This is a genomic window from Mycolicibacillus trivialis (assembly GCF_002102395.1).
Lineage (GTDB): Bacteria > Actinomycetota > Actinomycetes > Mycobacteriales > Mycobacteriaceae > Mycobacterium > Mycobacterium triviale.
Genome location: NZ_LQPZ01000050.1, coordinates 31786 through 56970, shown reverse-complemented (window position 1 = coordinate 56970; position 25185 = coordinate 31786). Strand labels below are relative to the sequence as shown.

Annotated in this window: 20 protein-coding genes, 1 pseudogene and 2 riboswitches; of the genes and pseudogenes, 11 read left to right on the top strand and 10 right to left on the bottom strand. The window is 70.3% G+C overall.

The features are described from left to right. Window positions 1-1174: PPE family protein (locus tag AWC30_RS16915; protein WP_133053714.1), on the bottom strand; the 1174-nt coding region annotated here is incomplete at its 3' end. A 90-nt stretch (window positions 1175-1264) separates the two neighbouring features. Continuing rightward, window positions 1265-1462: riboswitch (cobalamin riboswitch) on the bottom strand. Window positions 1463-1517: 55 nt separating this feature from the next. On the opposite strand from AWC30_RS16915, the gene AWC30_RS16910 reads away from it, so the two are divergent. Further along, window positions 1518-2360 (top strand): epoxide hydrolase EphH, encoded by an 843-nt coding sequence (locus AWC30_RS16910; RefSeq protein WP_234808139.1) that lies wholly within the window; start codon window positions 1518-1520, stop codon window positions 2358-2360. A 105-nt stretch (window positions 2361-2465) separates the two neighbouring features. On the opposite strand, the gene AWC30_RS16905 is transcribed toward AWC30_RS16910, so the two are convergent. Together AWC30_RS16905 and AWC30_RS16900 are read right to left on the bottom strand one after the other, a co-directional pair. After that, entirely contained in the window at window positions 2466-3698 is a 1233-nt protein-coding gene (locus AWC30_RS16905) for an NADP-dependent isocitrate dehydrogenase (RefSeq protein WP_085111403.1), read from the bottom strand. A gap of 88 nt (window positions 3699-3786) precedes the next feature. Further along, a complete protein-coding gene (locus tag AWC30_RS16900) occupies window positions 3787-6027 on the bottom strand; it encodes an NADP-dependent isocitrate dehydrogenase (protein ID WP_085111402.1) in 2241 nt (746 codons plus the stop codon). Between the two features lie 166 nt (window positions 6028-6193). Further along, window positions 6194-6313: riboswitch (SAM riboswitch) on the top strand. A gap of 172 nt (window positions 6314-6485) precedes the next feature. On the opposite strand from AWC30_RS16900, the gene AWC30_RS16895 reads away from it, so the two are divergent. Genes AWC30_RS16895 through AWC30_RS16880 form a run of 4 tightly spaced genes read left to right on the top strand, consistent with a single transcriptional unit; the run spans window position 6486 to window position 10147 of the window. Continuing rightward, complete coding sequence (locus AWC30_RS16895) at window positions 6486-7811, top strand: bifunctional o-acetylhomoserine/o-acetylserine sulfhydrylase (protein WP_085111401.1); 1326 nt, start codon at window positions 6486-6488, stop codon at window positions 7809-7811. A gap of 11 nt (window positions 7812-7822) precedes the next feature. Then, entirely contained in the window at window positions 7823-8962 is a 1140-nt protein-coding gene (gene metX / locus AWC30_RS16890; protein ID WP_085111400.1) for a homoserine O-acetyltransferase MetX, read from the top strand. Beyond that, window positions 8959-9711, top strand: coding sequence for a class I SAM-dependent methyltransferase (locus tag AWC30_RS16885; RefSeq protein WP_085111399.1), 753 nt, complete (start codon window positions 8959-8961; stop codon window positions 9709-9711). Before metX ends, AWC30_RS16885 begins: the two co-directional genes overlap by 4 nt. A gap of 46 nt (window positions 9712-9757) precedes the next feature. Beyond that, window positions 9758-10147, top strand: coding sequence for a DUF732 domain-containing protein (locus AWC30_RS16880; protein ID WP_085111398.1), 390 nt, complete (start codon window positions 9758-9760; stop codon window positions 10145-10147). Here the strand turns inward: AWC30_RS16880 and AWC30_RS16875 are convergent. Beyond that, entirely contained in the window at window positions 10144-10419 is a 276-nt protein-coding gene (locus AWC30_RS16875) for a DUF3017 domain-containing protein (protein ID WP_085111397.1), read from the bottom strand. The two genes, AWC30_RS16880 and AWC30_RS16875, sit on opposite strands and share 4 nt — an antisense overlap. A 2-nt stretch (window positions 10420-10421) precedes the next feature. Then, window positions 10422-11270 (bottom strand): bifunctional methylenetetrahydrofolate dehydrogenase/methenyltetrahydrofolate cyclohydrolase, encoded by an 849-nt coding sequence (locus AWC30_RS16870; RefSeq protein WP_085111396.1) that lies wholly within the window; start codon window positions 11268-11270, stop codon window positions 10422-10424. 47 nt (window positions 11271-11317) lie between these two features. Here AWC30_RS16870 and AWC30_RS16865 point away from each other — a divergent pair, with 47 nt between their 5' ends. The 3 genes from AWC30_RS16865 to AWC30_RS16855 are packed head-to-tail and all read left to right on the top strand — an operon-like array spanning window position 11318 to window position 15714. Next, window positions 11318-12499 (top strand): NADH:flavin oxidoreductase, encoded by a 1182-nt coding sequence (locus AWC30_RS16865; RefSeq protein ID WP_085111395.1) that lies wholly within the window; start codon window positions 11318-11320, stop codon window positions 12497-12499. 39 nt (window positions 12500-12538) lie between these two features. Continuing rightward, window positions 12539-15202, top strand: coding sequence for an ATP-binding cassette domain-containing protein (locus AWC30_RS16860; protein ID WP_085111394.1), 2664 nt, complete (start codon window positions 12539-12541; stop codon window positions 15200-15202). Then, entirely contained in the window at window positions 15178-15714 is a 537-nt protein-coding gene (locus AWC30_RS16855) for a hypothetical protein (RefSeq protein ID WP_085111393.1), read from the top strand. The genes AWC30_RS16860 and AWC30_RS16855 overlap by 25 nt, the downstream gene beginning before the upstream one ends. 8 nt (window positions 15715-15722) lie before the next feature. On the opposite strand, the gene AWC30_RS16850 is transcribed toward AWC30_RS16855, so the two are convergent. Next, window positions 15723-16328 (bottom strand): class I SAM-dependent methyltransferase, encoded by a 606-nt coding sequence (locus AWC30_RS16850; RefSeq protein WP_085111392.1) that lies wholly within the window; start codon window positions 16326-16328, stop codon window positions 15723-15725. 101 nt (window positions 16329-16429) lie between these two features. Between AWC30_RS16850 and AWC30_RS16845 the strand changes: the two genes are divergently transcribed. Then, window positions 16430-16906: a tRNA (cytidine(34)-2'-O)-methyltransferase gene (locus AWC30_RS16845; RefSeq protein ID WP_085111391.1), complete on the top strand. Its 477-nt coding sequence runs from the start codon at window positions 16430-16432 to the stop codon at window positions 16904-16906. 4 nt (window positions 16907-16910) lie between these two features. On the opposite strand, the gene AWC30_RS16840 is transcribed toward AWC30_RS16845, so the two are convergent. The 3 genes and pseudogenes from AWC30_RS16840 to AWC30_RS16830 all read right to left on the bottom strand — a co-directional run bounded on the left by AWC30_RS16840 (window position 16911) and on the right by AWC30_RS16830 (window position 21657). Continuing rightward, window positions 16911-17558: a nitroreductase family protein gene (locus tag AWC30_RS16840; RefSeq protein ID WP_085111411.1), complete on the bottom strand. Its 648-nt coding sequence runs from the start codon at window positions 17556-17558 to the stop codon at window positions 16911-16913. A 153-nt stretch (window positions 17559-17711) separates the two neighbouring features. Next, window positions 17712-18152: pseudogene (locus AWC30_RS16835) on the bottom strand (Mesocentin); the annotation flags it as partial. A gap of 238 nt (window positions 18153-18390) precedes the next feature. Continuing rightward, window positions 18391-21657: an error-prone DNA polymerase gene (locus AWC30_RS16830; protein WP_085111389.1), complete on the bottom strand. Its 3267-nt coding sequence runs from the start codon at window positions 21655-21657 to the stop codon at window positions 18391-18393. A 69-nt stretch (window positions 21658-21726) separates the two neighbouring features. Here AWC30_RS16830 and AWC30_RS16825 point away from each other — a divergent pair, with 69 nt between their 5' ends. Both AWC30_RS16825 and AWC30_RS16820 read left to right on the top strand, forming a co-directional pair. Then, on the top strand, window positions 21727-22947 hold the full coding sequence (locus AWC30_RS16825) for an amino acid deaminase/aldolase (protein ID WP_109562112.1): 1221 nt from the start codon (window positions 21727-21729) through the stop codon (window positions 22945-22947). Next, window positions 22944-24233 carry an FAD-linked oxidoreductase, L-gulonolactone oxidase family gene (locus AWC30_RS16820; protein ID WP_085111388.1) on the top strand — a complete coding sequence of 430 codons (1290 nt, stop codon included), beginning with the start codon at window positions 22944-22946 and terminating at the stop codon, window positions 24231-24233. Before AWC30_RS16825 ends, AWC30_RS16820 begins: the two co-directional genes overlap by 4 nt. Before the next feature lie 13 nt (window positions 24234-24246). On the opposite strand, the gene AWC30_RS16815 is transcribed toward AWC30_RS16820, so the two are convergent. Next, on the bottom strand, window positions 24247-25134 hold the full coding sequence (locus AWC30_RS16815; RefSeq protein ID WP_085111387.1) for a universal stress protein: 888 nt from the start codon (window positions 25132-25134) through the stop codon (window positions 24247-24249). Window positions 25135-25185 lie beyond the last annotated feature (51 nt).

Sequence of the window (25185 nt, the reverse complement as noted above, 5' to 3'; positions counted from 1 at the left end):
CGACGACGGCCGGGGCGAGTTTCGCCACGGCCGCGCCGATCCCGAGCCCGCCGAGCACCGCCGGCGGCGCCAGCAGCATCGGGCTGGCAAGCAGCGGCACCAGCGCGGGCAGCAGCGCGGTCTGGGTGACCAGGTAGTTCAGCACCTGAACGACGTTGCCGAACGTGGAGCCGACCATCTCCACCATGGCCAGCGGCGCCACGTAGATGAGGGCGGCGGGGTTGGTCACGGCGGTGTAGAGGATCAGCAGCAGGTCGTCGATGATCACCTTGGTGGTGAACGCGATGAACGATCCCGGGTCCAGCGGCACCGACAGGATGTAGGCGAAGAAGCCCGGGTTGAGGTAGCTGAACGGGTTGCCGGTCATCCACAGCCACTCCCCGTGCAGCGGCAGCCACGGCAACAGCCCGTTGAGGCCGGCGAAGAAGTCGCCGAACGGGTCGGTGACGTTGCCCAAGCCGATGGAGTTGAAGAACTCCATGATCGAGTTGTAGAGCGGGACGTTCTGCTCCGGCGAACCGGGTTGGCCCAGAAAGCCGTACAAAAAGTTCTGCAGGTCGGTGAACCAGGACGGCGGCTGCTGCGGAGCCGGTTCGGCCGCCGCCTCGGCGGGGGCCGCCGAGGCCGTCATGATCGTCGGTGCCGGCTCCGCGGGCGGGCTCGCGCTCACCGCCGCCGCGGCGGTCGTGTCATAAACGGCCATCATCGTCGCCGCCTGCACCCACATCCGCGCGTAGTCGGCTTCGTTGAGCGCGATCGGGATGGTGTTGATCCCGAAGAAGTTGGTGCCCACCAGCACCGCATGGGTGGCGTGGTTGGCGGCCAGTTCACCCAGCGTCGGCATCCCGGCCAAAGCGGTGCTGTACGCCAGGGCGACGCCCTGCTGCTCGGCGGCCAGCGCGGCGCTGTTGAGACTCTGCTGGTTGAGCCAGGCCAGATACGGCCCGTGCGCTGCGACGTAGGACAGCGCGCTCGGCCCCTGCCAGGCACCGGACTCGACCGCGGCGAGCACCGCCGACAATTCGGCGGCGGTCTCGGCGTACTCCACGCTAAGGGACGTCCAGGCGGCCGAAGCGCTCAGCAGCGGCCCTGGGCCGGGACCGGCGGACAGTTGGGCCGAATGCACTTCGGGCGGGAACGCAAACCACATCGGGGCGGCGGTCGCGGAGATCATCGTCGATCACCTCGGCCGCCGGCCGGTGCGGACGTCCATGATGGGCGCGACATGGATGTTCGCCAGCTCTCTCGGGGTACACCGCCCCGGGTCGCAGGATGCGATGACGTGAGTATCCTGGCTCTCGGATCAACGCTTCCCTCGCCTTCCAGCTCCTGAACCAGCGAGCCGTGGCCGATGAGGGTTACTCCCCGATGACAGTGGCGGGACCGCGCCGGATTCACACCGGCTTCCTGCATCATCATCGCCTTACCGCGCGATTATGGCACGCCACCGACACCGGAACCAGCCGTGACCGCGCCCAGGCTATGCGGTACCGGCGGTATGCCCTACTCTCGACACGGTGACGACGAAACGCGATCCGATTCACCTGGGCACCGGCGAACCGGTGCTGCTGCTGCACCCGTTTCTACTGTCGCAGTCGGTGTGGGCCGACGTCGCCCCCCGGCTGGCCGACACCGGCCGCTTCGAGGTGTTCGCCCCGACCATGGCCGGCCACAACGGCGGCCCCAAGCCGCACAGCTGGCTGCTGAGCTCGTCGGTGCTGGCCGACCACGTCGAGGAGCAGCTCGACGCCCTGGGTTGGGACACCGCCCACATCGTAGGCAACTCGCTGGGCGGCTGGGTGGCCTACGAACTGGCGGCCCGTGGCCGGGCCCGGACCGTCACCGGCATCGCCCCGGCCGGCGGCTGGACGCGGTGGACGCCCGCCAAATTCGAGGTGATCGCGAAGTTCCTCGGCGGGTTTCCGCTGTGGCTGCTGACGATGGCCCTCGGCCAGCGAGTGCTGCGGCTGCCGTTCAGCCGGCAGCTGGCCAGCCTGCCGTTGAGCGCGAACGCCGACGCCGTCACCGACGAGCAGCTGCACAACTGTGTCGACGACCTGGCGCACTGCCCGGCCTACGTCCAGCTGCTGGTCAAAACCCTGCTGCAGCCGGGACTGGCGAAACTGGCCGAGACCGCCGTCCCGGCGCACCTGGTCAACTGCGCCAAGGACCGGGTGGTGCCCTCGCCGCGATTCACCAAACTGTTCACCGGCCAGGTCCCCGGCCTGCGGGTGACCACCCTCGACGGCGTCGGGCACGTGCCGATGCTCGAGGCCCCCGAGCGGGTCACCGAGGTGATCACCGGCTTCCTCTACGAGCACATCCCGCCGCTGCGGGCGGTGGACTCCCCGACCGGCTGACCGCGCCCCGCACCGCCTGCCCGGCGCGCGCCCAACGTGTAATCACAGCGAACAAATCGTCGAACCATCGCAGCCTGTGCGCGCTCGGTGCCGGCACGGCCGGGATCAGCTCTCGGCGAGCGTCTTTTCCAGGTTCTCGGCGATGGCGTCGAGGAATTCCTCGCTGGTCTGCCATTTCTGGTCCGGGCCGATCAGCAACGCCAGGTCCTTGGTCATCCGGCCGCCCTCGACCGTGCCGATGACCGCCTGTTCGAGTTTCTTCGCGAACCCGATCACCTCGGGGGTGTCGTCCAGCTTGCCGCGGTGCTCGAGCCCGCGGGTCCAGGCGAAGATCGAGGCGATCGGGTTGGTGGAGGTCGGCTTGCCGGCCTGGTGCAGCCGGAAGTGGCGGGTCACGGTGCCGTGCGCGGCTTCGGACTCCACGGTCTTGCCGTCGGCGGTCATCAGCACCGAGGTCATCAGCCCGAGTGAGCCGTAGCCCTGGGCGACGATGTCGGACTGCACGTCCCCGTCGTAGTTCTTGGCCGCCCAGACGTAGCCGCCCTCCCACTTGAGGGACTGCGCGACCATGTCGTCGATGAGTCGGTGCTCGTAGTGCAGGCCGGCGGCGTCGAAGTCGGCTTTGAATTCGTCGTCGAAGATGTTCTGGAACTCGTCTTTGAACATGCCGTCGTAGGCCTGCAGGATGGTGTTCTTCGTCGACAGGTAGACCGGATATTTGACGTCGAGCGCATAGGTGAACACCGCGCGGGCGAAGTCCCGGATCGAGTCGGTGAAGTTGTACATGCCCATGATCACCCCGCCGTGCTCGGGCATCCGGACCACTTCGTGCACGATCGGCTCGCTGCCGTCGTCGGGGGTGAAGGTCAACGTGACGGTGCCGGGCCGGTCGATCTGGGCGTCGGTGGCCCGGTACTGGTCGCCGAACGCGTGCCGGGCGATGACGATCGGCTTGCTCCAGCCGGGCACCAACCGCGGAATGTTGTTGATGACGATCGGAGCGCGGAAGATGGTGCCGCCCAGGATGTTGCGGATCGTCCCGTTCGGGGACTTCCACATCTTCTTCAGCCCGAACTCCTCCACCCGCGCCCGATCCGGGGTGATGGTGGCGCATTTGACGCCGACGCCGTGCTCCTTGATCGCCCGGGCCGCGTCGACGGTCACCTGGTCGTCGGTCGCGTCGCGGTGCTCGATGCCCAGGTCGTAGTAGTCGAGGTCGATGTCCAGGTACGGGAAGATCAGCATGTCCTTGATGAACTTCCAGATGACCCGGGTCATCTCGTCCCCGTCGAGTTCGACGACCGTGCCCTGGACTTTGGTCTTGGCTTGGCGGGACATGCGACGCGCCTCCTCCGGGGCCGGCTCCTGGTGCCCTGCCGCCGCGGCGCGGCGCAAGGCGTCACGGGCGATCACCCGTGAGCCAACCCTATAAGAGGCGCGCGGAGCCCACGATCTCGTTGAGGGTCTTGCTGGGCCGCATCACCGCGGTGGTCTTCTCCCGGTCGGAGTAGTAATAGCCGTCGATGTCGACCGGGTTGCCCTGCACGCCATTGAGTTCGGCGACGATGGTCTCCTCCTGCGCACCCAACTTCTCGGCGATCTCGGCGAAGTGCTTGCGCAGGTCCTCGTCTTCGTCCTGCTCGGCGAGCTTGCGTGCCCAATACAGGGCCAGGTAGAACTGGCTGCCCCGGTTGTCGAGTTCACCGGTCTTGCGCGACGGGCTCTTGTCGTTGTCCAGCAACTCGCCGATCGCGTCGTCGAGGGTGGTGGCCAGGATCTTGGCCCGCTGGTTGCCGGTTTTGATACCCATGTCGTCGAGGCTGGCACCGAGTGCGAGGAACTCCCCGAGGGAATCCCAGCGCAGGTGGTTCTCTTCCACCAGCTGCTTGACGTGCTTGGGCGCCGAACCGCCTGCACCGGTTTCGTACAACCCGCCCCCGGCCATCAGTGGAACGATCGAGAGCATCTTGGCGCTGGTGCCCAACTCCAGGATCGGGAACAGGTCGGTGAGGTAGTCGCGCAGGATGTTTCCGGTCGCCGCGATGGTGTCGAGCCCACGGATCAGCCGCTCCAGCGTGTAACGCATGGAGCGCACCTGAGACATGATCTGGATGTCCAGGCCCTCGGTGTCGTGGTCCTTCAGGTAGGTGGTGACCTTCTTGATCAGCTCGTTCTCGTGCGGTCGGTAGGGGTCGAGCCAGAACAGCACCGGCATCCCCGACAGCCGGGCACGGGTGACCGCCAACTTGACCCAGTCGCGGATCGGGGCGTCGTGGACGATGCACATCCGCCAGATGTCCCCGGCCTCGACGTTCTGGGTCAGTAGCACCTCTCCGGTGTCGAGGTCGACGATGTTGGCGACACCGCCCTGCGGGATCTCGAAAGTCTTGTCGTGCGAGCCGTATTCCTCGGCTTGCTGAGCCATCAGCCCCACGTTGGGGACGGTGCCCATCGTGGCCGGGTCGAACTGCCCGTTGGTCTTACAGAAGTTGATGATCTCCTGGTAGATCCGGGCGAACGTTGACTCCGGGTTGACCGCCTTGGTGTCCTTCTGCCGCCCGTCGGCGCCGTACATCTTGCCGCCGGCGCGGATCATCGCCGGCATCGACGCGTCGACGATGACGTCGCTCGGGGAGTGGAAGTTGGTGATGCCCTGCGCGGAGTCAACCATCGCCAGCTCGGGCCGGTGCTCATGGCAGGCGTGCAGGTCCTCGATGATCTCGTCGCGCTGGGATCCGGGCAGCGACTCGATCTTGTCGTAGAGGTCGACCATGCCGTTGTTGACGTTGATGCCGAGTTCGTCGAAAAGCTTGCCGTGCTTGGCGAACGCGTCCTTGTAGAACACCCGCACCGCGTGACCGAACACGATCGGATGCGACACCTTCATCATGGTCGCCTTGACGTGCAGCGAGAACATCACGCCGGTCTTGCGAGCGTCCTCCATCTGCTCTTCGTAGAAGTCACGCAGCGCGTGGATGCTCATGAACATCGAGTCGATGACGTCACCTTCGAGCAGGGACACCTTCGGCTTGAGCACGATCGTCTCACCGCTCGCGGTCTGCAGCTCCATCTTCACGTCGCGGTCGCGATCCAGCGTCATCGACTTCTCGCTGTCGTAGAAATCACCGTGACGCATGTGTGCGACGTGGGTGCGCGACGCCATCGACCACTCACCCATGCTGTGCGGGTGCTTACGGGCGTATTCCTTGACCGCCTTGGGCGCCCGCCGGTCAGAGTTGCCCTGCCGCAGCACCGGGTTGACCGCGCTGCCCAGAACGTTGGCGTAGCGGTCGCGGATCTTGCGGTCCTCGTCGGTCTGCGGGTTGTCCGGGAAATCCGGGATCCGGTAGCCCTTGCCCTGCAGTTCGCGGATCGCGGCGTGCAGCTGCGGCATCGAGGCGCTGATGTTGGGCAGCTTGATGATGTTGGTGTCCGGCTCGTGGGTGAGCCGGCCGAGTTCGCTGAGGGTGTCGGGGACCTGCTGGTCTTTGGTCAGGTAGTCGGGGAACTGGGCCAGGATGCGCGCCGCCAGCGAGATGTCGGCGGTCTCGACCTTGATGCCGGCCGGGTCGGCGAACGCACGCACGATCGGCAGGAACGCGTGGGTCGCCAGCAGCGGCGCCTCGTCGGTCAGCGTGTAGATGATGGTTGGCTGCTCGGCGCTCATCGTCGTCTCCCAGCGTCGCGATCGGTCAATTCTGCGGGGGCCCGCATGTCACTGTGTGGTTGGCACTGCCCGTCAGTATCCCGCAACCGCACCGTGCCCTTCCGGCGGGTTCGCCTCCGCACGCGGCAGGTGGCGGAGCATTCGGGGGTGCGATAGGCTGGCGTCTGGTCATGAGCGCCAGCGTCAAGCCCCGGCTTGCTGGCCGGCAACCCTCCAACCGCGGTGGGGTGCCCCGGGTGATGACCAGGTTGAGTGGCCGAAACCGGCTACGCGGCAAGCGCGGGTCCGCAAACGACGGGCCCCCAGAGCAGACAGGGGAGCCTGATGCATGCCAATCGGGGCTGGTCCGCGATGTGTTGTAGCCACTGAACCGTGACCGCCGGTCTCCGCACCGTCAGTCGGTCGCAACCATCGGCCTACCGCACCCATCGCCACCCGAACAGAAAGCAGCCAGCGAGATGAGTTCCGAGACCCCCAACGATCCGGACCCCACCGCGCACTGGTCGTTCGAGACCAAGCAGGTCCACGCCGGACAGAGCCCCGACCCGGTCACCAACGCCCGCGCCCTGCCGATCTATCAGACCACCTCCTACACCTTCGACGACACCACCCACGCCGCGGCGCTGTTCGGCCTGGAGGTGCCCGGCAACATCTACACCCGGATCATGAACCCGACCACCGACGTGGTCGAGAAGCGCGTCGCCGCCCTCGAGGGCGGGGTGGCCGGGCTGATGCTGTCCGCCGGGCAGGCGGCCAGTAACTTCGCGATCCTCAACCTCGCCGGCGCCGGCGACCACATCGTGTCCAGCCCGCGCCTCTACGGCGGCACCCACAACCTGTTCCACCACACGCTGCAGAAGGTGGGCATCGAGTTCACCTTCGTCGAGGACCCCGACGACCTGGAGTCCTGGCGCGCCGCGATCCGGCCCAACACCAAGGCACTGTTCGCCGAGACGATCTCCAACCCGAAGATCGACGTGCTCGACATCCCGGGTGTCTCAGCGGTGGCCCACGACAACGGCGTGCCGCTGATCGTCGACAACACCATCGCCACCCCGTACCTGCTGCGCCCGATCGAGCACGGCGCCGACATCGTGGTGCACTCGGCCACCAAGTACCTCGGCGGGCACGGCACCACCATCGCCGGGATCCTCGTCGACGGCGGCAACTTCGACTGGACGCAGGGCCGCCACCCCGGGTTCACCACCCCCGACCCCAGCTACAACGGCGTGGTCTACGCCGACCTGGGTGCCCCGGCGTTCGCGTTGAAGGCCCGCGTGCAACTGCTGCGCGACTACGGCTCGGCGCCGTCGCCGTTCAACGCCTTCCTCATCGCGCAGGGCGTCGAGACGCTGAGCCTGCGGATGGAACGTCACGTCAGCAACGCCCAGCAGGTCGCGGAGTTCCTGTCCGCCCGCGAGGACGTGCTGGCGGTCAACTACGCCGGGCTTCCCGACTCCCCATGGTACGACCTGGGCCGCAAACTGGCGCCCAAGGGCACCGGCGCGGTGCTCTCCTTCGAGCTGGCCGGCGGGGTCGAGGCCGGCAGCGCCTTCGTCAACGCGCTCACCCTGCACAGCCACGTCGCCAACATCGGTGACGTGCGCTCGCTGGTGATCCACCCCGCGTCGACCACCCACGCCCAGCTCACCCCCGAGGAGCGGCTGGCCAGCGGGGTCAGCCCCGGCCTGGTGCGGTTGGCCGTGGGCATCGAGGGCATCGACGACATCCTGGCCGACCTGGAGCGCGGATTCGCCGCGGCCGCCGCGGTGGCCGCCCGTTGAGGAGACCGCGGGTGACGATCTCCGAAGTACCCACCCAGACCCTGCCGCCGCAGGGCGAGCTGGGCGTGGTCGACATCGGCTCGCTGCGGCTGGAGAGCGGTGCCGTGCTCGACGACGTCAGCATCGCCGTGCAGCGGTGGGGCGAGCTCTCCCCCGCCCGCGACAACGTGGTGATGGTGCTGCACGCCCTCACCGGGGACTCCCACGTCACCGGCCCGGCCGGCCCGGGCCACCCCACCGCCGGCTGGTGGGACGACGTGGTCGGCAGCGGCGCACCGATCGACACCGACCGCTGGTGTGTGGTGGCGACCAACGCGTTGGGCGGCTGCCGCGGCTCCACCGGCCCGGCCTCACTGGCCCGCGACGGCGAACCGTGGGGCGCCCGGTTCCCGGCCACCACCATCCGCGACCAGGTGGCCGCCGACCTCGCGGCGCTGGCCGCACTGGGCATCACCGAGGTCGCCGCGGTCATCGGCGGGTCGATGGGTGGTGCGCGCGCACTGGAGTGGATGGTCGGGCATCCGGACACGGTGTCGGCCGGGCTGCTGCTGGCGGTCGGCGCCCGCGCCACCGCCGACCAGATCGGCACCCAGAGCACCCAGGTCGCGGCGATCAAGGCCGACCCGAACTGGCAGGGCGGCGACTATCACGGCACCGGCCGCACCCCCGACGCCGGGCTGGACATCGCCCGGCGCATCGCGCACCTGACCTACCGCGGCGAAGCCGAACTCGACGAGCGGTTCGGCAACGACCGGCAGGGCAACGAGGATCCCGCCCACGGCGGCCGCTACGCGGTGCAAAGCTACCTGGAACACCAGGGCGGCAAGCTGGTGGCCCGCTTCGACGCCGGCAGCTATGTCGCGTTGACCGACGCGCTGTCCAGCCACGACATCGGCCGCGGCCGGGGCGGGGTGGCCGCGGCGCTGCGCGGCTGTCCGGTGCCCGCGGTGGTCGGCGGCATCACCTCCGACCGGCTCTACCCGCTGCGGCTGCAGCAGGAGTTGGCCGATCTGCTGCCCGGCTGTGACGGGCTGGACGTGCTGGACTCCGACCGCGGTCATGACAGCTTCCTGCTGGAGACCGAGGCGGTCGGCGGCCTGATCCGCCGGACCCTGGCGTTGGCCGAGCGGCGGGGTGTGCGGCAGCGGTGACCGGGACCCGCCACGATCGTTCGCTGTCGTTCGGCGCGCAGGCCGCCGCCTACGAGCGGGGCCGGCCGTCGTACCCGCCGGAGGCGATCGACTGGCTACTGCCCGCCGGGGCCCGCACCGTGCTCGACCTGGGCGCCGGAACCGGAAAACTCACCACCCGGCTCGTCGAACGCGGACTGGACGTGGTGGCCGTTGACCCGATCGCCGAGATGCTGGAGGTGCTCAGCGGCGCCCTGCCCGACACCCCGGCGCTGCTCGGTACCGCCGAGCAGATCCCGTTGCCGGACAACAGCGTCGACGCGGTGCTGGTGGCGCAGGCCTGGCATTGGTTCGATGCGCAGCGGGCGACCGCGGAGGTCGTTCGGGTGCTGCGGCCGGGTGGCCGGCTCGGCCTGGTGTGGAATACCCGCGACGAACGACTGGGCTGGGTCAAGGAACTCGGCGCCATCATCGGCCGGGAGGACGCCCGCGACGTCGTCGACGCCGGGGTGGCGCTGCCCGCGCCGTTCGGTGCGATCGAGCGCCACGAGGTGGAGTGGACCAACTACCTCACCCCACAGGCGCTGATCGACCTGGTGGCCTCCCGCAGTTACTGCATCACCTCGCCCAGCGAGGTGCGCACCCGCACCCTCGACCGGGTGCGCGAACTCCTGGCGAGCCATCCCGCACTGGCCAACGCGGCCGGGCTGGCCTTGCCCTACATCACCGTCGCAGTGCGAGCGACACTCCGACCCGAGTCAGGATCGTGACCGGACCGTTGTGCGACCGTCACCGCGGTAAGTCACTGTGGCACCCATGACTCTTCGCGCGCCGGTGTCGGCTGCCGCCCTGATCGCCGCGGCGGCGCTGTCGTCGACCGTGTTGGCCGCCCCCGCGCAGGCCGACCCGCTCGACGACACCTTCCTCAACGCCCTGGACAACGCCGGGCTCGGCTACGACGACCCGGCCGAGGCCGTGCGGCTGGGCCAGTCCGTCTGCCCGATGATGCAGAAACCCGGCGCCACCGCCGCGTCCACCGCGGCCACCATCGCCGGGCGCGGCGGCATCCAGGCGGCGCTGGCCGGGATGTTCACCGGCATCGCGATCTCGATGTACTGCCCGTCGACGATGGCGTCGCTGGCCGACGGCTCGATGCCCGATCTGCCGTTCCTGCCGCTGATCCCGGGGATGCCGCCACCCCGCTAGCTGGTGCCCAGCGGGTCGATCGTGAAGGCGATGTAGACCATCGCGGTGGCGACCAGCGCGGTCGTGGCGAAATCGCGGCCCTTGTCGCGCACCACCAGCAGCCCCGCCCGTTCGTCGGAGAGCAGCAGGCGCAGCGCCGCCGCGACCGCCACCCCGATACCGATGAGCAGCGCGCCGCGGCGCCAGTAGTTCGCCCCGGCCAGCACCAGACCGGCGACGAACACCAGCCCGACCGACAGGATCGGCCACTGCGCCGCGAGCACCCGGCGCATCGTCACGGCGCGGCCTCGGCCAGTTCCACCACGTTGGTGAGCAGGAACGCCCGGGTCAGCGGGCCCACCCCGCCGGGGTTGGGTGAGACGTGCCCGGCCACCTCCCACACGTCGGGGTGGACGTCGCCGACCAGGCCGTCGTCGGTGCGACTGACCCCGACGTCGACGACCGCCGCGCCCGGACGCACCATGTCCGCGGTGAGCATGTGCGGCACCCCGACCCCGGCCACCACGATGTCGGCCTGGCGGGTCAGCGCGGCCAGGTCACGGGTTCCGGTGTGGCACAACGTAACCGTGGCGTTCTCCGAGCGACGGGTCAGCAGCAGGCCCAGCGGCCGGCCCACCGTCACACCGCGGCCGATGACCACCACGTGGGCGCCGGCGATCTCGATGTCGTAGCGGCGCAGCAGGTGCACGATGCCGCGCGGCGTGCACGGCAGCGGCGCCGGGGTGCCCAACACCAGCCGGCCCAGGTTGGTCGGGTGCAGCCCGTCGGCGTCCTTGGCCGGGTCGACGCGCTCCAGGGCGGCGTTCTCGTCGAGGTGCTTGGGCAGCGGCAGCTGGACGATGTAGCCGGTGCACTCCGGGTTGGCGTTGAGTTCGTCGATGGTGTCGTTGAGTTCGGCGGCGCTGACGTCGGCGGGCAGGTCGCGGCGGATCGAGGTGATTCCGACCTTGGCGCAGTCGTTGTGCTTGCCGCGGACGTAGGCGTGCGAGCCGGGATCGTCGCCGACCAGCACCGTGCCCAGGCCCGGGGTGCGGCCCGCCGCGGTCAGCGCCGCGACCCGCTTCTCCAGGTCGGTGAAGATCTCCGCGCGTGTCGCCTTACCGTCCAGCGTGATCGCACCCATGGACACATTCTGGCATCGCACCTCGGGGGCTGTGGCAGGCTAGCCCCATGACTGCGGCCCCGGAGGTTTTCAGTCCCGCTCGGCTGGGTCCGGTGACGCTGCGCAACCGCACCATCAAGGCGGCCACCTTCGAAGGCCGCACCCCCGACGCGCTGGTCACCGACGACCTGATCGAGTTCCATCGCGTGCACGCCGCCGGCGGGGTCGGCATGACCACGGTGGCCTATTGCGCGGTCTCCCCCGGCGGACGCACCGAGGGCCGCCAGTTGTGGATGCGCCCGGAGGCCCTGCCCGGCCTGCGCCGGCTGACCGACGCCGTCCACGCCGAGGGCGCCGCGGTCAGCGCCCAGATCGGGCATGCAGGCCCGGTCGCCGACTCCCGGTCCAACAAGGCGCCCGCGCTCGCCCCGATCCGGTTCTTCAACCCGATCGCGATGAAATTCGCCCGCCGCGCCACCCGCGACGACATCGACGCCGTCCTGGCCGCCCACGCCGACGCCGCCCGGCTGGCCGTCGACGCCGGATTCGACGCCGTGGAGATCCACCTGGGCCACAATTACCTGGCCAGCGCGTTTCTGAGCCCGCTGATCAACCGGCGTACCGACGAGTTCGGCGGTTCACTGGAGAACCGCGCCAAGGTCGCCCGCGGGGTGGTGCTGGCGGTGCGCCGCGCGGTCGGCGACGCCATCGCGGTGACCGCGAAACTCAACATGTCCGACGGGGTCCGCGGCGGCATCAACACCGACGAGGCACTGACCACGGCCCGGTGGCTGCAGGACGACGGCGGACTGGACGCCATCGAACTCACCGCGGGCAGCTCGCTGGTCAACCCGATGTACCTGTTCCGCGGGGACGCCCCGGTCAAGGAGTTCGCGAAGGTGTTCAAACCGCCGATGCGCTGGGGCATGCGGATGATGGGCGGCAGATTCCTGCGCTCCTATCCCTACCGGGACGCCTACCTGCTGCGCGAGGCGCGGCTGTTCCGGGCCGAGTTGTCGCTGCCACTGATCCTGCTCGGCGGGATCACCGGCAAGGCGACCATGGACCGGGCGATGGCGGAGGGGTTCGACTTCGTGGCGATGGGCCGGGCCCTGCTGGCGGAACCGGATCTGGTCAACCGGATCGCCGCCGAGGGAACCGCCGTGCACTCCGCGTGTACGCACTGCAATCTGTGCATGCCCAGCATCTATACCCGGACCTACTGCGTGGTGACCGGCGCGCCCGACTGATGCGTCGGACGGGCCCGCCGACCCGATACAGTTGGTCCGATGAACCAACCAGGCGCGCCGGCCCTGACCGTCCGGCACGAGGGAACCCAGCGCACGTTCTCGCCCGGCCACGACGTGGTCGTCGGCCGCGACCTGCGCGCCGATGTACGCATCGCCCACCCGCTGGTCTCCCGCACCCACCTGCTGTTGCGGTTCGACGGTGGCCGCTGGCTGGCCGTCGACAACGACTCGCTCAACGGGATCTTCGTCAACGGACACCGCGTTCCGGTCGCCACCCTCGGTGACGGCCAGAGCATCAACCTGGGCAACCCGGACGGTCCGCGGCTCTCCTTCGAGGTGGGCCGCCACCAGGGCGCGGCCGGCCGCCCGCCGGCGACCGCGATGATGCGCGCCGCCGCGCAACCCGGCCCGCCCGCGGCGCCGCCGCAGTCGTGGCCGCCGCACCAGGGCGCCCCGCACCCAGGCCCGCCGTACCCCGGCCCTCCGCCGAGTGCGCCGCGCCCGCAGATCTACCCTCAGCACGGAGCCCCGCACCCGCCGCCCCCGCCGGTGGCAGCGCCGCGACCGGCCGCCCCGGCACCGGATCTTGCACCGCAGACCCACCGCGCCCCGGTCGCGGCGACTCCCCCGGAGGAGTCGAACGTCGCCACCCGGATGGTCGACATCCTGGGGTTGCGGCACACGCCGGAGACGCCGTCGAACGCGCTGACGATCGGGCGGGCCACCGACAACGACGTCGTCATCCCCGACGTGCTGGCCTCCCGCCACCACGCGATGCTGGTCCCGACGCCGATCGGCACCGAGATCCGGGACAACCGCAGCATCAACGGCACCTTCGTCAACCGGGTCCGCATCGGGTCGGCGGTGCTCACCGAGGGCGACGTGGTCACCATCGGCAACGTCGACCTGGTGTTCACCAACGGCACCCTGGTGCGCAGCTCGGAGGCGGCCACCAAGACCGGCGGGCTGGAGGTCAACAGCGTCAACTTCACCGTCGAGGGCGGCAAGCAGCTGATCTCCAATGTGTCGATGACCTGCCGGCCGGGCACGCTGACCGCGATCATCGGCGGCTCCGGGGCGGGCAAGACGACGCTGTCGCGGCTGATCGCCGGCTACACCACCCCCAGCAGCGGCTCGGTGACGTTCGAGGGCCACAACATCCACACCGACTACGCGGTGCTGCGCTCCCGGATCGGGATGGTGCCCCAGGACGACGTGGTGCACCGCCAGCTCACCGTCAACCAGGCGCTGGGTTACGCCGCCGAGCTGCGGCTGCCGCCGGACAGCACCAAAGCCGACCGGGACCAGGCGGTCGCGCAGGTGCTCGAGGAGCTGGAGCTGACCAAACACGCCGACACCCGGGTGGACAAGCTCTCCGGCGGGCAGCGCAAACGCGCCTCGGTGGCCCTCGAACTGCTCACCGGACCGTCCCTGCTGATCCTCGACGAACCCACTTCGGGTCTGGACCCGGCGCTGGACCGGCAGGTCATGTTGATGCTGCGCCAGCTGGCCGACGCCGGCCGTGTGGTGCTGGTGGTCACCCACTCGGTGTCGTTCCTGGACGTCTGCGACCAGATCATGCTGCTGGCCCCGGGCGGGAAGACCGCCTACTGCGGTCCGCCGTCGCAGATCGGTGCGGCGATGGGCTCGACCAACTACGCCGACATCTTCGCCAAGGTCGGTGCGGACCCGGATGCGGCCAACCAGCGCTTCATGGAGAGCAGCCACCGGCCCAACCCCACGCCGGACGCCCAGAGCCCGGCGGACCTGGGCGACCCGCCGCGCACCGACGTGTTGCGCCAGCTGTCGACGATCGCGCGAAGACAGATCCGCCTGGTGATCTCCGACCGCGGATACACGGTGTTCCTGGCGTTGCTGCCGTTTTTGATCGGCGCATTGTCGCTGACCGTGAAGGGTAAGGGCGGGCTCGGGATGCCGGGAATGGACGCCCCGACCGAGCCGCAGTACGTGATGGTCCTGCTCAACATCGGTGCGGTGTTCATGGGCACCGCGCTGACGATCCGCGACCTCATCGGTGAGCGTCCCATCTTCAAACGCGAACAGGCCGTGGGTCTTTCGACCACCGCCTACCTGATGGCCAAGGTCGCGGTGTTCTGCGTGTTCGCCACCGTGCAAGCCGCGATCGCGACCACGATCGTCATCCTCGGCAAGGGCGGGCCCACCCAGGGCGCGCTGCTGTTCGGGCACTCCAACGCCGCCGCCAACGTCGAGTTGTTCCTCGCGGTGGCGGGCACCTGTGTCGCCTCGGCGATTCTGGGGCTGGCGCTGTCGTCGTTCGCCCAGTCCAGCGAGCAGATCATGCCGATGCTGGTGGTGGCGATCATGGGTCAGCTGGTGCTCTCCGGCGGGATGATCCCGGTGACCGGCCGGCTCGGGCTCGACCAGGTGTCCTGGCTGACCCCGGCGCGCTGGGGCTATGCCGCCAGCGCCTCGACGATCGACTTCAACCATCTGCTGCACCACGACGCGTCCCCGCCGAACTGCATGCCACTGCCGACCGCGGAGGTGCCCGAACCGGCGGTGCCGGAGGGGTGCACCCCGGCACTGGACGTCAAGCAGATCCCGCAGGACTCGCTGTGGAAGCACTCCACCGGAACGTGGCTGTTCGACATGGCGATGTTGGTGGCGCTGTCGGTGCTCTACAGCGGCGTGGTGCGGTGGAAGATCCGCCTGCATCGCTGAGCGGCTTCGGCCGGGTACTCATCGTGTTGGCGCCGCTGGTCGCCGGCGGGTCCGCCGCGTTCGCCGCCGTCTTCGGGGTGAGCGTCGCGGGTTTCGGCGTGCCGCGTGCCGCCGTCCCGGCGGTCGCGGTGGCCGGCCTGTCGGCTGTCGCGTTGGCATTGTTCGCCGGGGCGGTCACCGTCGGCGACCGCTGGTCGCGGGCGTACCTCTGCGCGCAGCGGTCCGGGCACCGGCCCGGTCTGGGTCGCGGCTACCTGAGTCGGCACCGCAACCTCGCCGACGTGGTGGAGATGGTCGCCGGCTCCGGACCGCCCTGGGTGGCCCTGGCGGTGTTGCTGGGTTCGGCCGCCTGGGGTGCCACCGCGGCCGGCTTGAACCTGGCCGCGGTGGGCTGGTTCGGCGGGACGTCGGTCGCCTTGCAGGCGCCGATCGGCCTCCTCGGCTTCACGGCGTTCTTCACCGTCGCGAGCTTCGTGATCAGCCGCCCTGCCCGAGCCGAAGCCGAGGATTAGGCGGGGTTTCAGGCCGGCTTCAGCACCGCGACCAGAAAGTCGTCGTCCTCGCCGAACGGTCGCAGATCCCACGTCGACAGCAGCAGATCGGTGGCGAAACCGGCCGCTGCGGCGTGTTCGAAGAACTCCGCGAACGGGTAGTCGCGGCCGGCGCCGAACCCGATCACCGCCCGGCCGTCGGCGGCGAGATGGGCCCGCAGCCGGTCCAGCACCCGAGCGCGGGTGCTGGGGGCCAGGAACGTCACGACGTTGCCGGCCGAGACGATCAGGTCGAACGGCTCGGAGACGCCGCGGGCGGGCAGGTCGAGTTCGGCGAGATCGCCGACCAGCCACTGCGGTCCGGGGTGGTCGGCTTCGGCGGCCTCGATGAGCGCGGGGTCGACGTCGACGCCGACGACCCGGTGGCCGAGTTCAGCGAGTCGGCCTCCCACCCGGCCGGGTCCGCACCCGGCGTCAAGGATACGGGCGCCGCGCGGCGCCATCGCGTCGATCATGCGGGCCTCGCCGTCGAGGTCGTCGCCGGCGCGTGCCATGGCACGGAACCGTTCGATGTACCACTCGGAGTGGCCCGGGTCTTCCTCGACCTTCTGCATCCAGATGCTCGGTTCGACCATGAGGCGATTATCGCAGGCCGGGTTCGGCGGCCCGGGTGGCCGTCCGCCCGGGTGGTGCGGCGTACTCTTCCAGACGCCCCACCACCGCAGGAGAGCGTGCCGTGTTCACCGTGATGTTCCACTCCCCGCGCATCGCCCCCAACACCGGCAACGCGATCCGGATGGTGGCGGGCACCGGCGCCGAACTGCACCTGGTGCAGCCGCTGGGTTTCGACCTCTCCGAGCCGAAGCTGCGCCGCGCCGGGCTGGACTACCACGATCTGGCCTCGGTCGTCGTGCACGAGTCGCTGCCCGCCGCATGGCGGGCGCTGACGGTCGGCGGGGTGCCGCCGCGGGTGTTCGCGTTCACCGCCGGCGCGCGAACGGTCTTCACCGACGTGGCCTACCGCCCCGGCGACGTCCTGCTGTTCGGGCCGGAGCCGACCGGGCTGGACGCCGCGACCCTGGCCGACCCGCACATCACCGAGCGGCTGCGGATCCCGATGCTGCCCGGACGCCGCTCGATGAACCTGTCGAACGCGGCGGCGGTGGCCGCCTACGAGGCGTGGCGCCAGCACCGGTTCGCCGGCGCGGTGTGAGCCGTCACCAGCGGTCCCAGTGGGTGACCTGGTCGGCCGGAAGGCGTTTGGCCGGCTTGAAGTCGGTGCCTTTGGTGTAGGCGATCGGGAACAATCCGCCCTGGCTGTATTCGGCGTGCGGGATGCCCAGCACGTCGGCGGCGCGCTTCTCACCGTCCCCGAGCAGGTGCAGGGTGGTCCAGCACGACCCCAGCCCACGCGAACGCAACGCCAGGCAGAAGCTCCACACCGCGGGGAACAGCGACGCCCAGAACGAGGCGCTCAACCCCAGCGGCGCATCCTCGACCCGGCCCTTCAGGCACGGGATCAGCAGCACCGGCGCCTCGTGCATCCGGTCGACCAGGTAGCGCGCCGAGTCGGTGACCAGGGCCTGGCGTTCGCCGCGCACGTCGCCGCTCTCGTACTGCGGCTTGGGCTGATCGAGGTAGGGGATCGCGTTGTCGCGGTAGATGTCGGCGATCGCCTTCTTCTTGTCCGGGTCGGTGACGAACACCCACTGCCAGCCCTGGGCGTTGGACCCGGTCGGCGCCTGCAACGCCAGCTCGAGGCATTCGGTGAGCACCTCACGCGGCACCGGCTTGTCGAAATCCAGCCGCTTGCGGACCGCGCGGGTGGTGGTCAGGACGTCGTCGACGGACAGGTTGAGGGTCATGATCGGCACCCTACCGCCGCCGCGAACCCGCGCGATCGGTGTCAGACCTGTCTCAGGTTCTCGTCACGCCCGCCGACGTGTAATCCCGGCGAGAATTCGGCGATTTTTTCGCAGGGAAGGCACGTTCGGCGCCGGTCTTGAGCCTTTCGGGGCTCAGGCGGCGTCGGAATCGTCGTCAGTGGAATCCCAGGTGCCCGAGTCGTCCTCATCGCCGGCACCGTGGTTGGGGTTGGTGCAGATCGTCCCCTCACACTCCGGATCCTCCCCCGCACCGTGATTGGGGTTGGTGCAGATCGTCCCCTCACACTCCGGATCCTCGCCCGCACCGTGGTTGGGGTTGGTGCAGATCGTCCCCTCACACTCCGGGTCCTCACCCGCACCGTGGTTGGGGTTGGTGCAGATTGTGCCCTCACACGGGACGTAGTCGTTGCCGCCCGCCGGGTCCAGGATCGCGTCCGGGCCGACGTAGCTGCCGACCGGGCAGCCGGGGTCCTCGTTCTGGGCGCAGTACTCCTTGGTCAGGTCGTTGCCGAAAGAGCCATTCGCGCCGCGCGGGCCACCGTCGACGGGGTTGCCCTGCTCGTCCCAGTAGCCGTCACCGGGGTTGGCCGGGGTGTGCCAGTTCTCGTAGCCGGGTGCGGTCTGCTGGGAGTGGTGCTTGCCCTGCTTATGCGATGGGGAGCCCGGGTGCTCGGCGTCCGAACCACAGGCGGTGATCAGCAGCGGCGCGATGCCCAGACCGATGACCGCTGTCATCAGCCGTCGCATGCTTCCCATCAAGTCTTCCTCTCCTCGGTGCGCGGTTAGCCGGCGATGTTACCCGACTCCGCCGTCAGCGGAAGTCCCGGGATTTGCTGGTGATCGCCAGCGGGACGTGGCCCATCCGGTCGGCGAGGACCGTGACCGCCCCGCTGGCGTTCTGCACCCGCCCGCGGATCAGCAGCGCGGTGGCGGTGGCCGCCAGTTTGCGGTGTCGCGCCCACACGCCGGGGGTGCACAGCACGTTGACCATCCCGGTCTCGTCCTCCAGGTTGAGAAACGTCACCCCCTGCGCGGTGGCCGGACGCTGCCGGTGGGTGACCGCGCCGGCGACCAGGATCCGGGTGCCGTCGGGCACGCTCAGCAGCCGCTCGGCGGGCACCACCCCCAGCTCGTCGAGGTCGGCGCGCAGGAACTGGGTGGGGAAACTGTCCGGGGAGACGCCGGTGGCCCAGACGTCGGCGGCGGCCAGCTCGGATTCGCTCATCCCGGGCAGCACCGGGGTGTGGGTCGGGGCGCCCACCCCGGGCAGCCGGTCGGGTCGCTGCGCGGCCGCCGCCCCGGCCGACCACAGCGCCTCCCGGCGGGAGATCCCGAAGCAGTCGAGGGCACCGGCGGTGGCCAGGGCCTCGACCTGCGGGGTGGACAGCTGCACCCGGAAGGTCAGGTCGGTCAGCGAGGTGAACGGTCCGCCGGCGGTGCGCTCGGCGACCAGGGTCTCGGCCTGATCGGCGCCGAGGTGGCGGATGGCGCCCAGGCCCAGCCGCACCGCGGTGCCGGCGTCCTGGCAGGTGGCGTGCACTTCGCTGACGTTGACGCAGGCGCGGTGCACCGCCACGCCGTGCCTGCGGGCGTCGGCCACCAGCGACTGCGGGGAGTAGAAGCCCATCGGCTGGGCCCGCAGCAGGGCGGCGCAGAACGCCGCCGGGTGGTGCAGTTTGAACCACGCCGAGTAGAACACCAGCGAGGCGAAGGACAGCGCGTGGCTCTCCGGGAAGCCGTAGTTGGCGAAGGCCTCCATCTTCTCGTAGACCCGTTCGGCCACCTCGCCGGTGATGCCGTGCAGTTCCCGCATGCCGTCGTAGAAGCGGGTGCGCAACCGGCGCATCTTCTCGGTGGAGCGTTTGGAGCCCATCGCCCGGCGCAGCTGATCGGCTTCGGCGGCGGAGAACCCGGCGCAGTCGACGGCGAGTTGCATCAGCTGTTCCTGGAACAGCGGCACCCCCAGTGTCTTTCGCAGTGCCGGGATCATCGACGGGTGGTCGTAGACCACCGGGTCCAGGCCGTTGCGGCGTCGGATATAGGGGTGCACCGAGCCGCCCTGGATGGGGCCGGGCCGGATCAGCGCGACCTGCACCACCAGGTCGTAGAAGACCCGCGGCTTCAGCCGGGGCAAGGTCGCCATCTGGGCGCGGGACTCCACCTGGAACACCCCAACACTGTCGGCGCGGGCCAACATCTCATAGACCGCGGGATCGGAGAGGTCGATACGGGCGAGGTCGACGTCGATGCCCTCGTGTTCGGCGACCAGGTCGCGGGCGTAGTGCAGCGCGGAGAGCATGCCCAGCCCGAGCAGGTCGAATTTGACCAATCCGATTGCCGCGCAGTCGTCTTTGTCCCACTGCAACACGCTGCGGTTCGCCATCCGCGCCCACTCCACCGGGCAGACGTCGGCGATCGGGCGGTCGCAGATCACCATGCCGCCGGAGTGGATGCCCAGATGGCGTGGCAGCCCGACGATCTGGCCGGCGAGCTCGGCGACCTGCCGGGGAAGGCCGTCGATGTCGGCGAAGTCGGAGTCCGACCAGCGGACGATCTGCTTGCTCCAGGCGTCCTGCTGGCCCGGTGAGAACCCCAGCGCCCGGGCCATGTCACGCACCGCACTGCGCCGCCGGTAGGTGATGACGTTGGCGACCTGTGCGGCGTGGTCGCGTCCGTAGCGGTCGTAGACGTACTGGATGACCTCTTCGCGCCGGTCGGATTCGATGTCGATGTCGATGTCGGGCGGGCCGTCGCGGGCCGGGGAGAGGAACCGCTCGAACAGCAGCTCGTTGGCGATCGGGTCGACCGCGGTGATGCCCAGCGCGTAGCAGACCGCCGAGTTCGCCGCCGAGCCCCGGCCCTGGCACAAGATGTCGTGTCGACGGCAGAACCGGACGATGTCGTGCACCACCAGGAAGTAGCCCGGGAAGCCGAGTCCGGCGATGATGTCCAGCTCGTGGTCGATCTGTTCGTGGGCCCGGGCCGCCGTCGCCGGGGACGCCGGCCCGTACCGGTCGGCGGCGCCGGCCAGGGTCAGCTCACGCAGCCAGCTGTCCTCGGTGTGCCCGGGCGGGACGTCGAACGGCGGGAGCTGCGGGGCGATCAGCCGCAGCGGGAAGGCGCACTGCTCGCCGAGGTCGGCCGCACCGGTCACCGCCTGCGGGCACCAGGAGAACAGCCGCGCCATCTCCGCCCCGGAGCGCAGGTGGGCCCCGCCCAACGGGGCCAGCCAGCCGGCGGCGGCGTCCAGCGACCGGCGGGCCCGGATCGCGCCCATCGCCATCGCCAGCCGGCCCCGCTCCGGGGCGGCGAAGTGCGCCCCGGTGGTGGCCACCACCGGCACCCCGAAGTGCGGCGCCAGCGCGGCCAGCGCCCGGTTGCGCTCGTCGTCGCACGGCTGCCCGTGGTGGGTCAGCTCGACGCTGACCCGGTCGGCGCCGAACCGGTCCACCAGGTCGGCCAGCGCCGGCCCCGCCGCCTCGGGTCCGCCGTCGGCCAGCGCCCGGCGCACCTGCCCCTTGCGGCAGCCGGTCAGGATGTGCCAGTGCCCGCCGGCGGCCTCGGTGAGCGCATCCAGGTCGAAGCGCGGCTCGCCCTTCTGCCCGCCGGCCAGGTGCCCGGCCGCCAGTTGCCGCGACAGGCGCCGGTAGCCCTCGGGGCTGCGGGCCAGCACCAGCAGGTGCGGCCCGGGCGGGTCGGGGTCGTCGGTGCGCGGCACCGGGCCCAGGGTCAGCTCGGCGCCGAAGACGGTGGCCAGGCCGGTGTCGGCGGCCGCCTCGGCGAAGCGCACCACGCCGTAGAGGCCGTTGTGGTCGGTGAGCGCGAGGGCGCGCAACCCCAGCCGGTCGGCCTCGTCGACCAACTCCTCGGGGGTGTCGGCCCCGTCGAGGAAACTGAACGCCGAATGGGCGTGCAGTTCCGCGTAGGGGACCGAGCCGGGGCGCCCGGGCGGGTGGGCGCCGGCCCGGTTCGCCCGCGGCGGCTGTGGCCCCGGTCGGGCCGCGGCGGCAGGACGCGGCCTGCCGTCCAGGACCCGCTCCATCTCCGCCCAGCTCGGCGGCCCGGTGCCCCACCCCATCGCCCCATCATATCGAACAAACATTCGATTACGCTCGTCGCGGCCGGTCCGATTCAGTAGGGTGGCGACGTGCCCGACGTCACCGGTCCCCCACCGGGTCTGGATCCGGACCGCCGCCTGCAGCGCTACCGGGCCGCCTTCGCCGACCGGGACACGCCGTTCGCGTTCGTCGATCTCGACGCCCTGTGGAGCAACGCCGCGCAGCTGCTCGCCCTGGCCGGGACGAAACCGATCCGGGTGGCCTCCAAGTCGCTGCGATGCCGGGACCTGCAACGCCGGATCCTCGACGCCGACGACCGTTTCGACGGGCTGTTGACCTTCACCCTGGCCGAGACCCTCTGGCTGGCCGGCCGCGGCTTCACCAACCTCATGCTGGCCTACCCGACCACCGACCAGGCCGGGTTGCGCGAGTTGGGCGAGCGCACCGCCGACGATCCCGACGGTGCGCCGATCGTCATGGTCGACAGCGTCGAACACCTGGACCTGATCCAGGCCGCCACCGACCGGCCGGTGCGGTTGGGTCTGGACCTCGACGCCGGCTACCGGCGCGCCGGGCTGAAGATCGGCCCCAAACGCTCCCCGCTGCGCACCCCCGAGCAGGCCCGCGCCCTCGCCGAGGAGATCGCCCGGCGCCCGAACCTGACCCTGGCCGCGCTGATGTGCTACGAGGGTCACATCGCCGGGGTCGGCGACGACGTCGCCGGAAAACCCTTGCAGAACCGGGTGATCCGCTGGTTGCAGCGAGCCTCGTTCGCCGAACTCCGCGAGCGCCGCGCCCGCGCGGTGGAACTGGTGCGCGAGGTCGCCGATCTGCGCATCGTCAACGCCGGCGGCACCGGCGATCTGCAACTGGTCGCCGACGAGCCGGCCGTCACCGAGGCCACCGCGGGATCCGGGTTCTACGCTCCGGCACTGTTCGACTCCTACTCGGCGTTCACGCTGGAGCCGGCGGCGATGTTCGCCCTGCCGGTGGCGCGCCGGTTCGGCCCCACCTGCGTGACCGCACTCGGCGGCGGGTACCTGGCCAGCGGGGTCGGTGGCAAGGACCGGATGCCGGTCCCCTACCTGCCGCCCGGGTTGCGGCTCGACGCGATGGAGGGCGCCGGGGAGGTGCAGACCCCGTTGCACGGGGAGCCGGCGCGGCGACTACGGGTCGGCGACACCGTCTATCTCCGGCACGCCAAGGCCGGCGAGCTGTGCGAACGGTTCGACCGGCTCTACCTGGTCAGCGGCTCGGAGATCGTCGACTGCGTGCCGACCTACCGCGGTGAGGGACAGACGTTCCTGTGACACCCACGAGCTGGCGGAACTGGACCGGTGAGCAGCGCTGCACACCGGCCGCGCTGGTGCGCCCGTCCGCCGAGGACGAGTTGGTCGACGTCATCGCCCGCGCCGCGCAGGCCGGCCGCACCGTCCGTGCGGTGGGCAGCGGGCATTCGTTCACCGACTGCGCCTGCACCGACGGCGTGATGATCGACATGACCGGACTGCAACGGGTGCTCGACGCCGATCCGGCCAGCGGGCTGGTGACCATCCAGGGCGGTGCGACGCTGCACGCGCTGGGGGCACAACTGGCCGCCTGCGGTCTCGGCCTGGCCAACCAGGGCGACATCGATGCCCAGTCGATCACCGGGGCGACCGCGACCGCCACCCACGGCACCGGGATCGGGTTCCCCAACCTGTCCGCGCAGATCGTCTCGCTGCGGCTGATCACCGCCACCGGACAGGTCGTCGATGTCGCCGACGGCGACGATTATCTGGCGGCGCGGGTGTCCCTCGGGGCGCTCGGGGTGATCTCCCAGGTCACCGTGCAGACGGTGCCGCTGTACACCCTGCACCGTCGTGACGAACCGCGCGCCCTGGCCGACACCCTCGAACGACTCGACGAATACGTCGACGGCAACGACCATTTCGAGTTCTTCGTCTTCCCCTACAGCAAGACCGCGCTGACCCGCACCACCCGGCGCAGCACCGAACCGCCCACCCCCACGCCGCATTGGCGACGCAGGCTCAACGAGATGGTCGAGAACGGCGGGTTGGCGGCGATCTGTCGGGCCGGTCGCCGGTTCCCCGTCGCCGCACCGCAGTTGAACCGGCTGATCACCGCGATGATGTCGTCGGCGAACACCTGCGATCACGCGTACAAGGTCTACGCCACCGAGCGGCGGGTGAAGTTCACCGAGATGGAGTACGCCATCGGCCGCGAACACGCCACCGCGGCGATCCGTGACGTCATCGATTTGGTGCACCGGCAGCGGCTGCCGATCATGTTCCCGATCGAGGTGCGGTTCGCCGCGGGCGACGAGGCCTTACTATCCACCGCGCACGGCCGCGACACCTGCTACATCGCGGTGCATCAGTATCGCGGAATGGAATTCGAGCGGTTCTTCCGCGGCGTGGAGGAGATCATGGCCGGCTATGCCGGCCGCCCGCACTGGGGCAAACGCCACTACCTGACCGCCGAAACCCTTCGTGAGCGCTACCCGCAGTGGGAGCGCTTCGCCGCGGTGCGCGACCGACTCGACCCCGACCGGGTCTTCGCCAACGAGCACACCCGCCGGGTGCTGGGACCATGAAGCGCCGAAATCGTCAGCGACGCACCACGACAACCGGTGTCTGTGCCGACTGGACCACCGCCGCGCTCACCGAACCCAGCAGCATCCCGGTGAACCCGCCGCGGCCGTGGCTGCCCAACACCAGCAGCTGCGCCGACTCAGCCTGCTCGAGCAGCCGGTCGGCAGGCCGGCCGGGCACCACCACGCGGCGCACCTCGACGTCGGGGTAACTCTCCTGCCAACCGGCGAGCTGCTCGGCCAACACCCGCTCGGCCTCCGCGGCCATCGCCGGAAAGTCCAGGCCCGGAACCAGATCCGGGGTCATCTCGGTCCACGCATTGACCGCCACCAGCGGTACCCGCCGGAACGATGCTTCCTCGAACGCCAGCGCGACGGCCGCATCCGAGACCGGGGAGCCGTCGACCCCGACCACCACCGGGGCGGTCGCCGGATTGGGCGCCGGCATGTCCTCGTCGTGGATGACCGCCACCGGGCACTGCGCGTGGTGCAGCAACCCGGAGCTGACCGACCCGAGCAGCCGCCTGCGCAACCACCCGTGCCCGCGCGACCCGGCCACCAGCATGGTGGCCTTCTTACTCATCTCGACCAGCGTGGGGATGACCGAGCCGGTCACGATCTCACCGCGCACCCGGGTGGGCCGGGCGTCGGCCTCGATTTCGTCGACCAGGTCCACCCCGGACTGCACGAACTCGCGGCCCTGCTCCTCCTGCCACTGGGCGTAGCCGGGCGGCATCGGGGTCTCCGGGAACGTCATCGCCACCGGCGAGGCGAGCACGTGCACCAGCGTGAGGTCCACCCCGCGCAGCCCGGCGGTGCGGGCGGCCCAGTCGACCGCCACCCGCGCCGACGGCGACCCGTCGACCGCGACGACGATCCCTCGGTGTTCGTCCGGTGCGGCCATGACGGTCTCCTCTCGCCGGGCCACCGTGGCCCGGCCTGCTGTCACCCCAAG

Coding starts and splice junctions, on each gene's coding strand:
- AWC30_RS16895 (WP_085111401.1), top strand. CDS start 6,486: ATGAGTTCCGAGACCCCCAACGATCCGGACCCCACCGCGCACTGGTCG.
- AWC30_RS16830 (WP_085111389.1), bottom strand. CDS start 21,657: ATGGGGTGGGGCACCGGGCCGCCGAGCTGGGCGGAGATGGAGCGGGTC.
- AWC30_RS16860 (WP_085111394.1), top strand. CDS start 12,539: ATGAACCAACCAGGCGCGCCGGCCCTGACCGTCCGGCACGAGGGAACC.
- AWC30_RS16815 (WP_085111387.1), bottom strand. CDS start 25,134: ATGGCCGCACCGGACGAACACCGAGGGATCGTCGTCGCGGTCGACGGG.
- AWC30_RS16850 (WP_085111392.1), bottom strand. CDS start 16,328: ATGGTCGAACCGAGCATCTGGATGCAGAAGGTCGAGGAAGACCCGGGC.
- AWC30_RS16905 (WP_085111403.1), bottom strand. CDS start 3,698: ATGTCCCGCCAAGCCAAGACCAAAGTCCAGGGCACGGTCGTCGAACTC.
- AWC30_RS16840 (WP_085111411.1), bottom strand. CDS start 17,558: ATGACCCTCAACCTGTCCGTCGACGACGTCCTGACCACCACCCGCGCG.
- AWC30_RS16865 (WP_085111395.1), top strand. CDS start 11,318: ATGACTGCGGCCCCGGAGGTTTTCAGTCCCGCTCGGCTGGGTCCGGTG.
- AWC30_RS16900 (WP_085111402.1), bottom strand. CDS start 6,027: ATGAGCGCCGAGCAGCCAACCATCATCTACACGCTGACCGACGAGGCG.
- AWC30_RS16880 (WP_085111398.1), top strand. CDS start 9,758: ATGACTCTTCGCGCGCCGGTGTCGGCTGCCGCCCTGATCGCCGCGGCG.
- AWC30_RS16875 (WP_085111397.1), bottom strand. CDS start 10,419: ATGCGCCGGGTGCTCGCGGCGCAGTGGCCGATCCTGTCGGTCGGGCTG.
- AWC30_RS16870 (WP_085111396.1), bottom strand. CDS start 11,270: ATGGGTGCGATCACGCTGGACGGTAAGGCGACACGCGCGGAGATCTTC.